Source organism: Opitutus sp. ER46 (assembly GCF_003054705.1).
In the GTDB taxonomy this organism is placed as follows: Bacteria; Verrucomicrobiota; Verrucomicrobiia; order Opitutales; family Opitutaceae; genus ER46.
Genome location: NZ_QAYX01000020.1, coordinates 216033 through 232257 on the forward strand (window position 1 = coordinate 216033; position 16225 = coordinate 232257).

At 67.3% G+C, this 16225-nt stretch carries 12 protein-coding genes; 10 read left to right on the forward strand and 2 right to left on the reverse strand.

The annotated features are described in order from the left end of the window. The first annotated feature begins 15 nt into the window (after positions 1 to 15). The 7 genes from DB354_RS07635 (at position 16) to DB354_RS07665 (ending at position 7226) form a co-directional block, all read left to right on the forward strand. Positions 16 to 2553 carry a hypothetical protein gene (locus DB354_RS07635; RefSeq protein ID WP_107834853.1) on the forward strand — a complete coding sequence of 846 codons (2538 nt, stop codon included), beginning with the start codon at positions 16 to 18 and terminating at the stop codon, positions 2551 to 2553. A gap of 30 nt (positions 2554 to 2583) precedes the next feature. Next, positions 2584 to 3144: a hypothetical protein gene (locus tag DB354_RS07640; protein ID WP_107834854.1), complete on the forward strand. Its 561-nt coding sequence runs from the start codon at positions 2584 to 2586 to the stop codon at positions 3142 to 3144. After that, positions 3141 to 3701: a PepSY-associated TM helix domain-containing protein gene (locus tag DB354_RS07645; protein ID WP_107834855.1), complete on the forward strand. Its 561-nt coding sequence runs from the start codon at positions 3141 to 3143 to the stop codon at positions 3699 to 3701. Before DB354_RS07640 ends, DB354_RS07645 begins: the two co-directional genes overlap by 4 nt. Continuing rightward, positions 3698 to 4588, forward strand: a complete 891-nt coding sequence (locus DB354_RS07650; protein ID WP_107834856.1) for an ABC transporter ATP-binding protein — start codon at positions 3698 to 3700, stop codon at positions 4586 to 4588. Before DB354_RS07645 ends, DB354_RS07650 begins: the two co-directional genes overlap by 4 nt. A gap of 2 nt (positions 4589 to 4590) precedes the next feature. Next, positions 4591 to 5259, forward strand: coding sequence for a hypothetical protein (locus DB354_RS07655; RefSeq protein ID WP_107834857.1), 669 nt, complete (start codon positions 4591 to 4593; stop codon positions 5257 to 5259). Then, positions 5259 to 6518, forward strand: a complete 1260-nt coding sequence (locus tag DB354_RS07660) for a DUF4857 domain-containing protein (protein ID WP_107834858.1) — start codon at positions 5259 to 5261, stop codon at positions 6516 to 6518. The genes DB354_RS07655 and DB354_RS07660 overlap by 1 nt, the downstream gene beginning before the upstream one ends. A 69-nt stretch (positions 6519 to 6587) precedes the next feature. Continuing rightward, the gene (locus DB354_RS07665; RefSeq protein ID WP_107834859.1) at positions 6588 to 7226 is read left to right on the forward strand and encodes an NAD-dependent dehydratase; all 639 of its coding nucleotides are present in this window, start codon (positions 6588 to 6590) and stop codon (positions 7224 to 7226) included. A gap of 6 nt (positions 7227 to 7232) precedes the next feature. On the opposite strand, the gene DB354_RS22990 is transcribed toward DB354_RS07665, so the two are convergent. Beyond that, the gene (locus DB354_RS22990; RefSeq protein WP_343205562.1) at positions 7233 to 7991 is read right to left on the reverse strand and encodes a DUF2062 domain-containing protein; all 759 of its coding nucleotides are present in this window, start codon (positions 7989 to 7991) and stop codon (positions 7233 to 7235) included. A gap of 362 nt (positions 7992 to 8353) precedes the next feature. Here DB354_RS22990 and DB354_RS07675 point away from each other — a divergent pair, with 362 nt between their 5' ends. After that, complete coding sequence (locus DB354_RS07675; RefSeq protein WP_158277423.1) at positions 8354 to 10024, forward strand: ATP-binding protein; 1671 nt, start codon at positions 8354 to 8356, stop codon at positions 10022 to 10024. Positions 10025 to 10031: 7 nt separating this feature from the next. Next, positions 10032 to 11225, forward strand: a complete 1194-nt coding sequence (locus tag DB354_RS07680; protein ID WP_107834862.1) for an HD domain-containing phosphohydrolase — start codon at positions 10032 to 10034, stop codon at positions 11223 to 11225. Positions 11226 to 11396: 171 nt separating this feature from the next. On the opposite strand, the gene DB354_RS07685 is transcribed toward DB354_RS07680, so the two are convergent. Continuing rightward, positions 11397 to 12815: a CorA family divalent cation transporter gene (locus DB354_RS07685; RefSeq protein ID WP_158277424.1), complete on the reverse strand. Its 1419-nt coding sequence runs from the start codon at positions 12813 to 12815 to the stop codon at positions 11397 to 11399. A 346-nt stretch (positions 12816 to 13161) separates the two neighbouring features. On the opposite strand from DB354_RS07685, the gene DB354_RS07690 reads away from it, so the two are divergent. Beyond that, on the forward strand, positions 13162 to 16224 hold the full coding sequence (locus DB354_RS07690) for a PAS domain S-box protein (protein ID WP_158277425.1): 3063 nt from the start codon (positions 13162 to 13164) through the stop codon (positions 16222 to 16224). Position 16225: the final 1 nt, after the last annotated feature.

The following is a 16225-nucleotide window of genomic DNA, read 5'->3' on the forward strand; positions in this document are numbered from 1 at the left end:
GACTTCACTCCTTCCATGCTCCCGCGATTCCGCTCCCATTCCGTCCCACCCACCGCGCTCCTGCTGCTGTTGTTCGCCGCGGCCGCCCGCGCCGCCCAACCCTCCGCGCCGGTCACGCTCCCGCCTCCCGCCGCCAGCACGCCCTCGGCCATCGACGTTACCGTCTCCGCCAACGCCCCGGATCCCGTCGAAGCCGTGGGCAAGACCGTCTTCGCGGCGCCCGACGTTTCCCGCCAGACCACCGCCCGCCTCGATGTCAACGAGCTCGCCCGCACGTTGAACAACGTCCAGTTCGACGCCACGCGCGGCGCGCTCTCCGAGGACACCGTCCTCAATCTCCGACCCGCGCTCCTCAGCATCGCCGGCGGCCGCACCTACGAAAACAACTTCGTGGTCGAGGGTCTCAGCACGACCAGCATCACCGACACCACCAACACCAACGTGCACGCCTACGACAGCGTCGTGGGCCATCCGCAGACCACGTTTGTGTCTCCCGCCCTCCTCGGCGCGCTCACGGTTTTCGAGAGTGACGTTCCCGCGCGCTACAGCGGATTTACCGGCGGCGTCGTCAAGGCGGACCTGCGCGATCCGACCGGCGCCTGGGGCGGCGGCGCCGGCTACGCCCGCGCCAGCAGTTCCTGGATACAGTATCTCACCGCCCCGGAACACACGGGCGCCACGATGCCCGAGAAGCCCCGCTTCGAGCGCGAGGTTTTGGACCTCTACCTCGATGTCCCGATCTCCACTCGACTCTCGGGGCTGCTCGGCTGGACGCGCCAGTGGGCCGTCCTCGAGAACACCCAGCGGCTCGCCGCCTACGGTCGATCCACGCGCGCCGAGACCACCACCGACAACATCACCGCCAAGTTCGTCTATACCTTTGCCCCGGAGACGAAGCTTAGGTTCACGTCGCTCTGGTCGCCGTACCGGCAGGAGAACACCGAGCAGGATCTCAAGCTTCAGCACAACGACAGCTGGCTCAACAAGCTCGAGCTCTCGCGTCAGGTGGGCGGCACCGAGTTTCTCGCCTATGCCGCCCTGCAACTCGCCGACAACAGCCGCGAGCAGGCGCCCAATCTCTACACGTACAAGAATTTCGGCGCCGGTGATCAGGTCGACTGGGTCGCCGACACCGCGGCAACCGGCGCACGCGGCGGCAATGGCGACATGACCTCGACGCAGCGCGACCTCCCGATCGGCGCAGAGTACTCCCTCCCGCTCACCGCCACCGGCCGGCTCAGCGTCGGCGCCGACTATACGTTCACCCGCGCCCGCAAACAGCGCCCCCTCACCAACCACGCCTACCGCCACCAATCCACCTCCAGCGTCGTCAAGGACGCCACCGTCACCTCCGCCCTCGGCCGCGACGACCCGACGGTCCTCGAGGGCGAGCAGGCGCTCAATTATCGCCTCACCTACCTCGCTTTCGACGCCAACGTTCAGCTTCAGGCCGCCGACGCCTGGGCCCAGTGGACCGACCAGGGCCGGGTCTTCGGCCTGCCGTGGAGCTACCGTGCCGGGCTGCGCTACGACACCAACGATTTCCTCCGCAATCACGACGTCGCGCCGCGCTTCACCGCCCAGATCGAGCCGTTCCGCTGGCTGAAGCTCCACGCCGGCTTCAACCGCTATTACACGCACGCCATGCTGGCGTACCAGCTGCAGGAGAAATACCCCGACACCTACGCCCACACGCGCACCTACACGCTCGTGAACGGTCGCAAGGTTTACGGCGACGCGTGGACGCTCTCCCTGCACTCGCGCCCCGCGAACTACGCGCAGGCCGGTCTCAACACGCCCTACAGCGATGAGTTCTCGTACGGCCTCACGTTCGATCTTGCCCGGCTCGGTACCCTGCGCGTGGCGTTCCTCCGTCGGCAAAACCGCGACGAGTTTGTCCGCGACGAGGGCACTCGGCTGACCTACGTGAACGAGAAGACCGGCGCCACCAGCACCTACACGAAGTACACCGTTTCCAACGCCGGCTTCACCGACTACCGCAGCACCTCGCTCGAGTGGAAAAAGCACTGGCGCCACCACGAGTTTCGCGCGGGCGCCACGTTCTCCGACACCGAGACCTCCACGCCGGAGGCCAACTACTTCTCGGAAAACTACGACTCCGAGGCGCTCAACGAGCTCGTCTATTACCGCGGTGCCCTCGTAACCCGCCGCCAAGCCACCCTCGACCGGGCCAATTTCGCGCGCCCGACCTACGTCAACCTCGCCTGGAGTTCGTCCTGGTTCCAAGACCGCCTCGCCGTCGACGTTCTCGGCCGTTGGAACACCGCGTACGAGCGCGTCGATGACAGCGGCTCCACCATTGTCGTCGGCGGGCAGCGCTACGACCGGTACGACAATGTCCACGTGCCCGCCGGCATCATCAACGACCTGAGCCTGCGCTGGCGCGCCGTCGAAACTCACCGCGGCACGCTCACCGTCGAACTCAAGGTCGGCAACCTCCTCAACCGGCTGCCGTACTCCGAAGGCGCCTCGACCACCACCCCGTACCAGGAGGGCCGCTCCTTTTGGCTGCGCACCAGCTACGCGTTTTAAACCCCGGCCGCATTTCACTCCCGCTTCCGCATGAAAACCAAACTCACCTCCCTCCTCCGCCTCAGCGCGCTCCTCTTCCTCGCTGGCTCCGTCCGCGCGGCCGATCCCTCGACGGCGCCCGCCGCCGGCGTCCGCGAAGTCCTCACGCAAGGCGGCGCCCGCGTCGGCCAGGAGATCGTCCTCGAGGGCTTCGTCACCGGCGTCTGCCACAGCGGCGGCCGCAAGGCCTTCCTGCACGACCTCAATCCCGATTACGCCATCACGCTCCGCGTCGAGCGTACAGGCGAGATGAAGGCCTTCGACCAGGACCTCAAGGGCCGCACTCTGCGCGTCACCGGCATCGTGCGCGAGCTGCGCATTGACCAGGCGTACCTCGACGCGTGGGAGACGCGCGCCGTCGCCGCCCACGCCGCCAAGGAGAAGACCAAGACCGAAAACTGCAGCGGCGAGTGCAACGACAGCCTGCCGCTCGCGACCGCCCGCAAGCGCATCACCGCTCTTCGCGCCCAGCTGGCCAAAGCCGACCGCGGCTATCTTTCCTCCATCTGGGTCGACGGCCTCAGTTGGGAAGTGAAGCCCGACGCCCGATGAGGCTGCCGCACTGGCGTCACGTCGCCCGCGTGCTGCACCGCGACCTGGGCTACTTCTTCTTCGGCGCGACCGTCGTGTACGGCGTCTCCGGCGTGGCGATCAACCACCGCCACGACTGGGATCCCAGCTACAGCATCGTGCGCGTGGAGCGCACCGTGAACGCCGCCGATCTGCCGGCGACGTTCACGCGGGAGTCGGCCACCGCGCTCCTGCGCACCGCCGGCCTCCCCCAGACCTACCTCAAGCACTACACACCGACCGCCGACCAGGTACGGATCTTCTACCAAGGCGGCACCGCCACGCTTGACCGGACCTCGGGCAAGCTCGTCACCGAGACGCTGCAGCGCCGGCCCGTGCTCCACCTGTTCAACAAGCTGCACTACAATCCAGGCCGCTGGTGGACGTGGTACTCCGACGCCTTCTGCGGCGCGCTGCTCGTCGTCGCGCTTACCGGCCTCGTCCTCCTCCGCGGCCGCCAGGGCATCGGGCGGCGCGGCGGTGTCGTCACCGCCCTCGGCGTCCTCCTTCCCGGTGTCCTCATCCTCTCCTTCCTATGACTCCCGCTGTCGAATGCCGTGATCTCGTCCACTACTACGGCGACAAGCCTGCACTGCAGCACGTCTCGTGGCAGGTCGCGCCCGGCCGCATCTGCGGGCTGCTCGGCCGCAATGGCGCTGGCAAGACGACCACGATCAACATCCTCAACTCGTTCCTCACGCCGCGCGCCGGTGACTGCCTGCTGCTCGGCGAGGACGCCCAGCAGCTCTCGCCGGCCACCAAGGCGCGCATCGGCTACCTCATCGAGGGCCACGTGCAGTACGGATTCTTCAACACCCGGCAGATCGAGGCGTTCTACGCGCGTTTCTACCCGCGCTGGAAACCTGCGATCTACTACCACCTGATGGCCAAGCTCGACATCACACCGCGCCAGCGGATCGCCACGATGTCCTGCGGCCAGCGCTCCCAAGTCGCGCTCGGGCTCATCCTCGCCCAGCAGCCCGACCTTATCATCTTCGACGACTACAGCATGGGGCTCGATCCCGGCTACCGGCGGCTCTTCATCGACGTCATCCGCGACTACGCCGCCGACGGACAACGCAGCATCCTGCTGACGTCGCACATCATCCAGGACCTCGAAGGGCTGGTGGACGATATCGTAATCTACCAGCGCGGTCGCGTTCTCCTCGACGCCCCGGCCCGCTGCATCGCCACCGAGTTCCGCGGCTTCTCCTTCCCGACCACCCCCGCCGTCACGGAGTTCTACGACGAACGCGCTCACCTGCGCCTCGAGCGCGGCGAGAAGCGCTCCACGCTCTTCGGCTTCCTCGATGAGGCCGCCGCGCGCGCGCAACTCACTCGCCTGGGCATTCCACTCCCCGCCGACCTCCGGCCCGAGCCGCTATCGCTCGAAGACACCTTTGTCGCCCTCACCGGCAAATACTGACCATGTTTCGCGCCCTTTTCTTCAAGGAATGGATCAAGCTCCGCCTCTGGTGGACGCTCCTCGCGGTGGCGAGCCTCGTCTACGCCGGGTTTCTCGCGCTGCGCTTGCGCCACGTCTTCGCCGTGTACGACGCGCCGATGGTATGGAGCAGCTGGATCTACAAGGCCTACCTGTTCTTCGGGCCGTTCAAGTACGTTCCGCTCGGCCTCGGCGTGACGCTCGCCGTCCTGCAGTTCCTGCCGGAGGTCCAGCAACACCGAATCCGGCTCGTGCTGCACCTGCCGCTCGGCGAAATCCGCGCCGTGGCGCTGCACCTCGCCGCCGGCCTGCTCCTGCTCTCGATCCTGGTGCTGCCGGCCGTCGCGGTGCTCGCCGCCGTGAGCACGCGCTATTTTCCGACCGAAATGCTCACCACGCTCTGGCTCACCGCCCTGCCCTGGGTGCTCGCCGGCTACGCCGGTTACCTCGTCGGCACCGCCGCGCTGCTCGAGGCCTCGTGGCGCGGGCGCGTCATTCTGCTCCTGCTCGGCGCCGCCGCGCTGCGGCTGTTCTTTGAAGAGACGTTCTACCAGAGCTACCTGCGCGTGCTCCCGGCGTTCGCTGCCTGGGCCGTCGCTGTCGTCCTGCTCCCGCTGCACGCCAGCGACCGTTTTCGGAAAGGCCTCGTCTGATGAAACTCGCCGCCCGCGCCCTCCTCCTGCTCACGAGCATCCTGCTCCTGGGCTACTACCTGCCCGCCGGATTCTGGCTTGTCGCCGCCCGTCGCGACCGAGCGCCCGTCGTCTTCTACAGCTGCGTGGAGAACCGCTTCCTGTTCTCCCGCGCCACGCTCGACGGCGTCCGCTACGCCGACGCCGCCGGCCGCAGCTATGATCGCGACGAGTTTGAGCGGCTGCTTCCGCTGACCAACTGGGCCCAGCTCACCAAGGACGGTCGCATGCCCAAGGTGATCCAGGGCACCCCCGTCACGCTCGAGGCCGTCCGCCGCGCACAGTTCAGCCTCCGACTCACGCCGGACGCGCTCGACACGCCGCAGGTCCGGCTCTTCCCCCTGCTCGAGGCCGAGAGTGGCCGCGCGCGGCTCGAGCTGCCGTCCGACTTTCTCCGGCTCGGCGCGACCGTCGAGTTCCTCGACCCGAAGACCAACACCGTCCTCACGGACAAGAGCGCCCGGTTCGCCGCCGCCTTCGCCACCGTGGGCTTTCAGTTCCCCGTGCATTTCGCCGCAAACAATCCGACCAACCGCAAGCCCTACGACGAGGGCGCGTACCTCGTCGACGCAGCGCAAACGGTGTTCCATCTCCGCCAGGTCCGCGGCAAACCCGAGCTGCACCGTGTCGTCGACCTCGCCGCGCCCGAGCAGCGCGCCCGCTGGACCGACCTGCGCATCCGCCACCTGCTCGTCCAGGAGATCGACTCGCGCGAAATTCATTCCCTGATCGTCGAGAGAAACGGCGCGGTGACGCTCGACGTCGGCCCCGCGCACCGACTCGTCACCCTCCCCCTCCAGCACTACGTGCCGGCCGCTGCCGAGGTCACGATCCGCGGCAACCTCCTCCACCGGCTCGTCGTGGTCCGCTCCGACGATTGGCTGGAGGCCATCGTGCTCGATCGCAACTACGCGCTGGTCGATCGCCACGAGGAACGGCTCACCCCGCGCGATGCCACGTCCGCCGGCCGGCTCGCCCGGCTCGTGTTCCCGTTTTCCTGGACGCTCACCGACGCCTCATCCGGTTATCTCGGGTTCCACCTGCACCTCGGTTCCCCCTGGGCGTTCGCGCTCAACGGCGTCCTCCTCGTCGGGTGGCTCGCGTGGCGCTTCCTCCGCCGAGAACGCTCACCCGGCGCACGTCGCGACTGGCTCGCTGCCGGCGGCGTGGCGGTCACGGGGGTGTTCGGCGTCCTCGCCGCCATTCTCGTCGACCGCTAGCGGCAGTGCGGACCGCGGCTGGACGGACGGAAGGCGCGCAGCTAACGTGCCGCCTTCCCACCCCTGCCCATGCCTGCTCGTACCCTCCTGCTCTTCGGCGCCACCGGCGCCGTCGGAGCCAAGGTCCTCACGCTCGCCCTCACCGACGCTCGCGTTGCCCGCATCGTCGCACCCACCCGCCGCCCCCTGACGTCCGCGCCGAAGCTGTTCAATCCGATCGTCGACTTCGCCGACCTGCCCACCGCCGAATGGTGGCTGGTAGACGCCGGTATCAACTGTCTCGGTACCACCCGGGAGCTCGCCGGCTCCGCCGAGGCGTTCGAACGCATCGATCGCACGTTCGTCGTTGATGCCGCGCGCCGTACCCGGGCCGCCGGCACGCCGTGCTTCGTCAACAACTCGTCCTTCGGCGCCAAAGCCTCCGCCCCCACGCTCTACCTGCGCGTCAAGGGCCGCCTCGAGCAGGACCTCGACGACCTCGGGTTTGCCTCCACCACCCACGTCCGCCCTTCGCTCCTGGCCCACCGTCCCGAGCCGCGCCCGCTCGAGCGCGTGATGGTCGCACTCAGCACTCCCTTCGCGTTTCTGCTGCCGGCCAACGCCCGGCCAATCGCGGTGGAGGCGGTCGCCCACACCCTGCTCGAAGCCGCGCTTGCGGCCCGCCCCGGGCGCCACGTGATCGAGTCCGGACAGATTAGCCGGCCCTGAGCGCCGTCAGGCCGTCGCCGGCACCAGCCGCCAGCGATGGCGGCCCCAGAGATAGATCGCGTCGATCACCAGCCCCATGGCCAAGCCGCACACCGTGCCGCCGATGAACAGGGCCAGCAGCACACCCGTGAAACCGGTGCCAGGCTCGGCCGAAAGCACCGCGTCCACGAGCGCCGAATCCCGCGTTTCGTTGGGCAAGGCCATTTCCGCCGGCACCCGCCCCATCCAGCCGAGGATCTGCTTTCCGACCAGGTACGTGAAGTAGTACAGCGGCGCCGTGAGCGGGTTCGAAACGAACTGCAGCAGGCCCGCCACCATGAAGTTCGCCCGGAAGACGATTGAGGCCACCAGCGCCGCGAGCAGCTGCATGCCCAGGATCGGCCACAGCGTGATCACTGAGCCCAGGTAGATCGCCGGCCGCACGTGTCGCGACTTCATCGACCAGAGGTAACCCCGCTGCCGCGCGTGACCTGCAAAACGACCCACAAACGGATACCGATGAAAGACCGCCCGCCGGGGCGCGTAGCGCAACAGCTGCTTCAACCGGCGGATCCGGAGATGCTTTGCAGCTTGTTTCTTATGATGACTATCAGAGTACGTCACAGGGCGGCACAGAAGAGCCGCAACGCTCGCTGAATCTCCGCCGAGCGCAAGCCGGCGCTTCCCCCCTCCTCCCAACCTACCAGCCACCAAACGATACAACGAACATCCAACCCCTGGTCCGCCCCGGAGGGCAGCATCCCGACGCCGCCAAAACCAGGACACCGAGCGAACGAGGACTACAATTATATCTCACCATTAACAGGTCACTTACGGGATAATGTCCAGATACTCGCCGCATAATGTCCAGATACTCCGGGGGAAAATGTCCAGATACTCGGCCGGCGCTCCGCCCCTGGAGCGGGCCGGAGCCCGCCTCGACCTGCGGCGAACACGTACCCGGGCTTCGCCTCGCAGGCGTACCTTTCCCCACGCCCAGAGGTAAAATCCGGTCGCCACCCCCGCGCCAAACGCGCCGATCAGCCTTTCAGAGCATCGTGCCGGATCGTTCCACCCAACCCCCGTTCCCTCCCGGAAGCGCCTTCGAGAGTCTGACGGCGCCCCCACCCCCGTCGGTCCTGGCCGGCATGATGGAGACCTTGCCCTGCCTCGCCGCCGTTTTTGCCAGCCCCGGCCTGGAGCTGACGTACGCAAACAGCTCGGCCCGCGCCCGCTTTCTCAATTCCGACGTCATCGACCTCGAGCGGGTGCACCTGTCCGACCTGATCGGGCTGGCCACGCTGCAGCGCCTCGAGTCCGAGATTCTCCCCCAGGCCAAAGTCCTCGGCCACTGGTCGGGCAAGTGCGAGTTTCGCGATGCCTGGGGCAGCGAGTTCAGCGCGACCGCCCTCTTCGCCAAATACCGCGTCGAAGGCAAAAGCTACGTCTCGCTCCTGGCCCACCCTGCGCCCAACGCCGAGGTCACGACGAGCTTCACCGACCGCGAACTCCTCCGCGCGCTGCTCAACAACCTGCCCGATTCGATCTACTTCAAGGACTCCTCCAGCCGCTTCCTCCGCATCAGCCGCGCCCAAGCCGCCAAGCTGGGCCTCCGCGATCCCAACGCCGCCATCGGCAAAACCGACTTCGATTTCTTCGCAGCCCCGCACGCCAGCGCCGCGTTCGCCGACGAACACCGCATCCTCCAGACCGGCGAGCCCATTATCGACAAGGAGGAGAAGGAAACCTGGGACGACGGCCGCGTCGCCTGGGTCGCGACCACCAAGCTGCCGTTGCGCGACCAGGACGACAGGATCATCGGCACCTTCGGCATCTCCCGCGACATCACCGCCCGCAAGGCCGCCGAGGAGGCGCGCTGGAAGATGGAGGCGCAGCTCCAGCAGGCCTATAAGCTGGAATCGCTCGGGCGACTGGCCGCCGGCATCGCCCACGAGATCAACACGCCCACCCAATACGTCGCCGACAACACCCGCTTCGCCATCGATGCATTCGCCAAGCTGCACGAGGTGATCGACGCGTATCGCGCCCTCCGGCAATCCCTCGCCGCCGCAACCGCGGCGCCAGCTCCGGACGCGAGGTACGCTGAGTCCGTCACGGCAGTCGCTGCCACCGAGGCGCGCGTCGAACTCGATTACCTTCTCGGCGAAATCCCGCATTGCCTGCAGCAGTCCCTCGATGGCCTCGCCCGCGTTGCCCAGATCGTCCGCTCGCTCAAGGAGTTCGCCCACCCGTACTCGCCCCACCTGGAGCCCGCCAATCTCAACCGCACGATCGACACCGCCATCGCCGTCAGTCGGCACGAATGGAAATACGTCGCCGAAGTGGTGACCGAACTCGATCCGGATCTGCCCCCCGTGCCGTGTGTCGTCGATGAGATCAACCAGACCATGCTCAATCTCCTCGTCAACGCGGCCCACGCCGTCGAGGAGATGGCCAAGACGCGGCCGCAGTCCAAGGGCCGGATCACGGTGCGCAGCCGCAGGGAGGACGGCGTTGCCGTGATCGAGGTCGAGGACACCGGCACTGGCATCCCGGAATCGATCCGCGACCACATTTTCGAGCCTTTCGTCACCACGAAGCCCGCCGGCAAGGGCACCGGTCAGGGCCTCGCAATTGTGCACACGTTTATCGTGAAGCACCATCAGGGCACCATCGACGTAAAGACCGAGCTCGGCGTCGGCACGAAGTTCACCCTGCGCATCCCGCTCGTCGCCCCGCCCAGGGCCGACGCCCCACTCGCCAACCCCGCGCCCGGCAGCGCCACCGCGCCCGTCACGCCCGTCACCCTCCACGCCTGATTCCGCCATGGCCGCACCCGGCAAAATCCTCTTCGTCGACGACGACCCGAATCTTCTCGCCGCGTTTCAGCGCAACCTGAGGAAGCAGTTCACGTTCGATACCGCCACCGGTGCCCTGGAGGCGCTGCAGATGCTCAAGACCCAGGGGCCCTACGCCCTGCTCGTCGTCGACATGCGCATGCCGGAGATGAATGGCGTCGAGTTCTTCGAGCGGGCCCGCGTCCTCGCCCCCGACGCCGTGCGCATCATGCTCACCGGCAACGCCGACCAGCAGACCGTCGTCCACGCCGTGAACCGCGGCCAGGTGTTCCGGTTTCTCAACAAGCCGTGCCCGCCCGAGGTGCTCGTCCCGACGCTCGAGCACGGGCTCAAGCAATTCGAACTGCTCCGCATCGAGCGCGAACTCCTCGAAGGCACGCTGACCGGGGTCATCAACGTGCTGTCCGAAGTGCTGGGCATGGCCGCGCCCGAAGCCCTCGGCCGCGGCCAGCGCCTGCGCGACTCGATGCGCCGGTTCGCCGCCGCCGTCGACGCCTCGCCGCTCTGGGAGTTCGAGGTGGCCGCACTCCTGTCGTCGATCGGCTACGCCGCGTTTCCCAGCCGCCTGCTCCTCGACCTCAGCGCCGGGCAGGAACTCACGTTGCCCGAGGAGAAACTCCTCCGTTCCGCCCCGAAAATCGGCCACGACCTGCTCAATCGCATCCCGCGCCTCGAAGGCGTCGCCCGCGCCGTCCTTTACCAGCACAAGAATTACGACGGCACCGGGTTTCCCCTCGACGACTGCCACGGGGACGAGATTCCCCTCGCCTCCCGGATGCTCCGCATCCTCGCCGATCGCCTCGTGCTCGAGAACGACGGCGTGGTGAAAGCGCCCGCCTACGAGGCGATGGCCGCCCGTCCCGGCCGTTACGATCCCGCCCTGCTCGACGCCTGCTTCGTCTGCTTCGACGCCTACCTCATGCAGCCGATCGCGGCAGACCGACCGGTCAAGATGCTGAACATCGACCAACTCATCGCCGGCCAGGTCGTCGTTTCCGACATTACCACACATGACGGCATCGCCCTGATCAGCGCCGGCAATCACCTGACCGAGATGATGCTCGCCCGACTGCTGAATCATCGCGAACTCGGCGAAGTCAACGAACCGGTCTGCGTGCAGGATCCGGGCCCCAGTTCCACCGCGTCCGCCCCGCCGCGCTGACCGGCTGCGCGACGAGCATACCGCCCGTTTCGTGCGCCGTCCTCACGCACACTCGGGCACTTTCGCCGCCCATCGGAGCGTCCTTCCGCGGCAAAGCGCGTCGGGGTTCGAATCACGTTCCGCACTCCGGAAGCGCGGGGTCTCAACCTGCCCACCCCATCACGCCACAGTTCACCGCAGCCAGCCTTTCACGATGAAGAAGTATAGCCCGGCGAGCATCCCGAACACCACGACGAAGGAGACCTGCGGGAGCGTGAAGTGCCACGGGTTATCCATCAGGTTCATGCCCAGCAGACCGCCGATCACCGCCGGGATCAGCCCCAGCACGCTCACCACCGCCAGCACGCGCATCACGCGGTTCATGTCGAACGACACCACGTTCAGATGCAGATCGATGACCGCGAGCAGGTCCTCCCGCGTGTTCACGACCGTTTCGTACAGGTAGTCCGCCGACGCTGCCAGCCGCGCCAGGGCCGCCCGGACCGCCTCACCCGCGCCCACCAGCGGCGTACGCTCGTCGGCCAGCTGCTGCAGCACGGCCTTCAGCCGCCAGAGGTCCCATTGCGCCGCCGACAGCTGCTTCTTCAGCCGGAAGGTCTGCTCGAAGAATGCCGGCCGGCTCTCGCGCAACGGAATGTCCTCCAACGCCCGCAATTGCTGCTCGAAGCCGCCCACGAGGACCTCGTTCTCCTGCACCACGCGTTGCAGCAGCGCCGCCGCCACGCGCAGCGGGAGCGGCTCACCTTCCATCCCCGCCTCGCCCGCCGGCGCGCTCATCGTCTCCACCGCGGCCACGGGTGCCCGCGAGAAGGAAAGCACCCGGTTCGCCCAGAGCAGGATCAACAGCGGTCGCCGCTCGATCGTGCCTTCACGCTTCTCCGCCTCCGGCACCCACAGGAAGATCGCAGTGCAGTCGCGCGCGCCCGCCACGTGCGGGTGCGTGGCCCCGGCCAAATGCGTATCCAGGAAACCCGCCGGCAAACCGGCGACCGCACCGATCTCACGCGCGTCGTCCCCACCGGGGTTGCTGACGTGAAACCACCCTGCGCCGCCCGCGCGCAACCAGTCCAGCAGTCCCTGCCGCGTCGCGGGCACGGCCTCGCCCAGTTCGCCACCGGTGCGGCGCGTGATCCGGGCCGGTCCCGCCGCCTCCACCGCCTCCGCCCCGCCGCGCTGTTGGCGAACCACGATTCCGCTCGCCCGCACCCCCAGCGTGAAGAGCCTCACCAGCCGCGCCAGGCGCAACACCGGCGACGACCGCACCAGGTCCGAGACCGAGGGCAGCGCCGAGGCGAGCGGGATTACGATCGTCGCAAGATCGATCCAGCGCCAGGCATCGCACAAGAAGGCCCGCTTCGACGGCGCACTCGCCAGCGCCACGACGTATTCCACCGCAAACCACGCCACGATCGCCCACTGCGCCAGTTCGATCCCGCGCTCAGCCGGCGGCGACACGTCAAACAGCATCGGAAAGAGCGTCAGCGCGGCCGACATCAGCGCGAGGAAGCCCAGCAGCGCCTCGCCCAATAGGACGCGCGTCAGCCGCTGCGTCCAACCTGCGGTGCCAAATCGGAAGTCAGTTCCAATCATGGTCAGAAAGAGTTCTGCCCACTCAACACCCACTTGGGAACCGTGTGAAAGGGAAAGTGAGACGGGGATTGAGCATACGAATCCATATCGCTCCAGACTCCAAGCACTAGCGCGAATCGACCCCGGAATTGTCCGGACACCAACCACGGACTCGTCCTGGTGTGCATCCGAGACTCCGGGACGCTCCACTCTCGTTCTTCCGAGCCTTCCGCTTCCCCACGCCTGCGGCAGACCGCCCCCGGGCCGTCGGATTGCGTACGTGTTTTCGCTCCAGCTTTTGTCGCCAGTAATGTTGCGTCGCCTGCGCGCGTTGCCAGCGTGCGATTCCCCCGAACGGCCCCCCCGCATGAGCCGCGCCTTCTCTTCTCACGGACCGCTCGTCCAATCCGTCGCGCTACGTTACGTGTTCGCCTTCGCGGTCACGGCCACGACCGTCGCGGCTCGGTTATCGATCATCCCTTGGGTAGGAAACCGGGCGATTCTGATTCTCTTTGTCATCCCAATCACCCTGGCCGCCTGGGTCGGCGGAAGTGGGCCCGGGCTCCTCGCCACAGTGATGGCCGCGACGGCCGCCAGCTTCTACCTGCTCGAGCCAACCGGCAGCTTTGCCGTCCGCCATCTGGCGGATATCGCGCAACTCGCCACCCTGGCCGGCGCCGGCGCGATGATCACGTTCCTCATCGCCAACCTCCGCCTCGAACGCCGCCGCACGGCTGAAAGCCTCGCCGCCCTCGAACGCGCCACTGAGCACCGCGAGCGACTGGCCGCCATCGTTGGCTGTTCGAATGACGCCATCATCGGCAAGGATCTCGATGGCGTGATCACAAGCTGGAATCGCGGGGCCGAGCGGCTGTTCGGCTACACCGAGGCCGAGGCCGTGGGCCAATCGATCCAGCTCATCATTCCCCTCGAGTCACTCGCCGACGAGGCCAGCATGTTCACGCATATCCGGCGCGGCGAATCCGCCAGCCGCGTGCGCACCAAGCGCCGCTGCAAGGATGGGCGCACCATCAACGTTTCGGTCACACTCTCTCCGATCCGCAACCGACAGGGCCAGCTCGTCGGCGCCGCCAACATCACCCACGACATCACCGACCAGATCCGCGCCGAGGAACAGTTGCGGTTTCAGGAATCGATCCTGCGCGAGACCGGCCACATCGCCAAGGTGGGCGGTTGGCATTTCGACGCCCGCACTGGCGAGGGTTATTGGACCGAGGAAGTTGCCCGCATCCATGACCTGCCACCCGGGGCACCGATATCGATGGCTCAGGGGCTCAGCTACTACTCAGGCGAAGACCGCCTGCGTATCGAAGCCGCCATTCGGGCCGCCATCGAGGAAGGAAAGCCCTACGATCTCGAACTGCAGATCACCACGGCCGCGAACCGGCAGAAATGGGTCCGGACCATAGGGCACGCCCTGGCCGAAAACGGCCAGGTCGTTTGCGTGCGAGGCTCGTTCCAGGACATCACCGAGCGGAAGCAGATGGAGCTTGCGTTGCGGGAAAGCGAGCAGCGCTTCGCCACCGCGTTTCGCGCCAGCCCCGCCGCCATCGCGATCAGTCGGCGGAGTGACCGAACGCTCATGGAGGTCAACGACTCCTTCCTCCGGCTCTTCGGCTGCACCCACGACGAGATCATCGGCCACACGCTCGCCGAGCTTGGCCTGCTCGACGGCGCCACCATCGACCTCCTGCGCCGCCAACTCGACGCCACCGGCGAAGCTCGCGATGTCGAAGTCACGGTGCGCACCCGCGCCGGCGCCGCCCGCCACGTGAGCGCGTCGGTCAAGGTCATCACCTTGGGCGGCGAGGCGTGCGCCCTTTCGCTGCTGTTCGACGTCACCGCCCGCCGCGAGGCCGAGCATTCGCTGCGCGCCAGCGAGGAACGCTTCCGCCAGGTGGTCGAGTCGATCAGCGAGGTGTTTTGGATGACCACGCTCGAGGGGCGGGAAATGCTCTACATCAGTCCCGGCTTCGAACGGATCTGGGGCCGCTCGTGCGAGAGCCTCTACGCCCAGCCTGAATCCTGGATCGAGAGCATCCATCCCGCAGACCGCCCCCGCGTCGTCGAGGCCGCCGCGACCAAGCAGGCCGCCGGCACCTTCGACGAAACCTACCGCATCCAGCGACCCGATGGCACCGTGCGCTGGATTCATGACCGCGCGTTCCCCATCGCCGACGAACACGGCAGGGTCCATCGCATCGTCGGCGTCGCCGAGGACATCACCGATCGCAAGACGCTCGAAAGCCAGTTCCTGCGGTCGCAGCGCATCGAGGCAATCGGCACGCTCTCCAGCGGTATCGCCCACGATCTGAACAACATCCTCGCGCCGGCCCTGATGCTCGGGCCCGCGCTCCGCTCCAAGCTCACCAGCCCCGACGACCTCGCGTTGCTCGACATCGTGGAACGCGGTGCCCTGCGCGGCGCCAGCATCATCCGTCAATTGCTCACCTTCAGTCGAGGCATCGAGGGCCAGCGCGGCCTCGTCAACGCCCGCCATCTCCTCCGCGAGATGGCCGGCATCATGCGCGAGACGTTTCCCCGCGACATCACCGTCGCCGAACACGCCCCTGCCGACCTCTGGCCGGTCACGGGCGACGCCACGCAGCTTCACCAGGTCCTGATGAATCTCACCGTGAACGCCCGGGACGCCATGCCCAACGGCGGCAAGCTGACGCTCACCGCCGAGAACACCCTGCTGGAGGCCGGCGGGTTCACCGTCCACGTCAAGGGCAAGCCCGGCCCCTACGTTCTCCTCACCGTCGCCGACACCGGCGCCGGCATTCCCCAGGGCGACCTCGACCGGATTTTTGAGCCCTTCTACACGACCAAGGACGTCGGCAAGGGCACGGGCCTCGGCCTCTCCACCGTGCTCGGGATCGTCAAGAGCCACGAGGGCTTCGTGACGGTGTACAGCGAGCTTGGCCGCGGCAGCGTCTTCAAGGTCTACCTCCCGGCCGCGCCCCAGGCCACCGAGACCACGGCGTCCGCGCCAGACTCCATTCCCCGCGGGCGCGGCGAACTCGTCCTCGTGGTCGACGACGAGGCCGCCATTCGCCTCACCCTCCAGCGCCTGCTGGAAATGCACGGCTACGAGGTGGCGGTCGCCGCCAACGGCAACGAGGGCGTCGCGACTTTCCTTGCCCAGCGCGAGCGCGTGCAGGCGCTGATCACCGACATCATGATGCCCGAGATGAACGGCGTCGTCCTCATTCGAGCCCTCCGCGCCCTCGAGCCCAACCTCAAGGTGATCGCCATGAGTGGTCTGCAGGACACGGTCCGCCGCGACGAACTCAGCCAGCTCGGCGTGACCGAGATTCTCAGCAAGCCCGCCCTGCCCCGCCACATTCTCGAGGCCTTGCACCGGCAGCTCGCGCCGCCCGCCGCATCGGTGCCGCCCAGCAGCTGAG

What these genes read in the sequence shown, in the direction of transcription:
- DB354_RS07635 (WP_107834853.1), top strand. Translation starts at nt 16, where the DNA reads ATGCTCCCGCGATTCCGCTCCCATTCCGTCCCACCCACCGCGCTCCTG.
- DB354_RS07640 (WP_107834854.1), top strand. Translation starts at nt 2,584, where the DNA reads ATGAAAACCAAACTCACCTCCCTCCTCCGCCTCAGCGCGCTCCTCTTC.
- DB354_RS07645 (WP_107834855.1), top strand. Translation starts at nt 3,141, where the DNA reads ATGAGGCTGCCGCACTGGCGTCACGTCGCCCGCGTGCTGCACCGCGAC.
- DB354_RS07650 (WP_107834856.1), top strand. Translation starts at nt 3,698, where the DNA reads ATGACTCCCGCTGTCGAATGCCGTGATCTCGTCCACTACTACGGCGAC.
- DB354_RS07655 (WP_107834857.1), top strand. Translation starts at nt 4,591, where the DNA reads ATGTTTCGCGCCCTTTTCTTCAAGGAATGGATCAAGCTCCGCCTCTGG.
- DB354_RS07660 (WP_107834858.1), top strand. Translation starts at nt 5,259, where the DNA reads ATGAAACTCGCCGCCCGCGCCCTCCTCCTGCTCACGAGCATCCTGCTC.
- DB354_RS07665 (WP_107834859.1), top strand. Translation starts at nt 6,588, where the DNA reads ATGCCTGCTCGTACCCTCCTGCTCTTCGGCGCCACCGGCGCCGTCGGA.
- DB354_RS07675 (WP_158277423.1), top strand. Translation starts at nt 8,354, where the DNA reads ATGATGGAGACCTTGCCCTGCCTCGCCGCCGTTTTTGCCAGCCCCGGC.
- DB354_RS07680 (WP_107834862.1), top strand. Translation starts at nt 10,032, where the DNA reads ATGGCCGCACCCGGCAAAATCCTCTTCGTCGACGACGACCCGAATCTT.
- DB354_RS07685 (WP_158277424.1), bottom strand. Translation starts at nt 12,815, where the DNA reads ATGATTGGAACTGACTTCCGATTTGGCACCGCAGGTTGGACGCAGCGG.
- DB354_RS07690 (WP_158277425.1), top strand. Translation starts at nt 13,162, where the DNA reads ATGAGCCGCGCCTTCTCTTCTCACGGACCGCTCGTCCAATCCGTCGCG.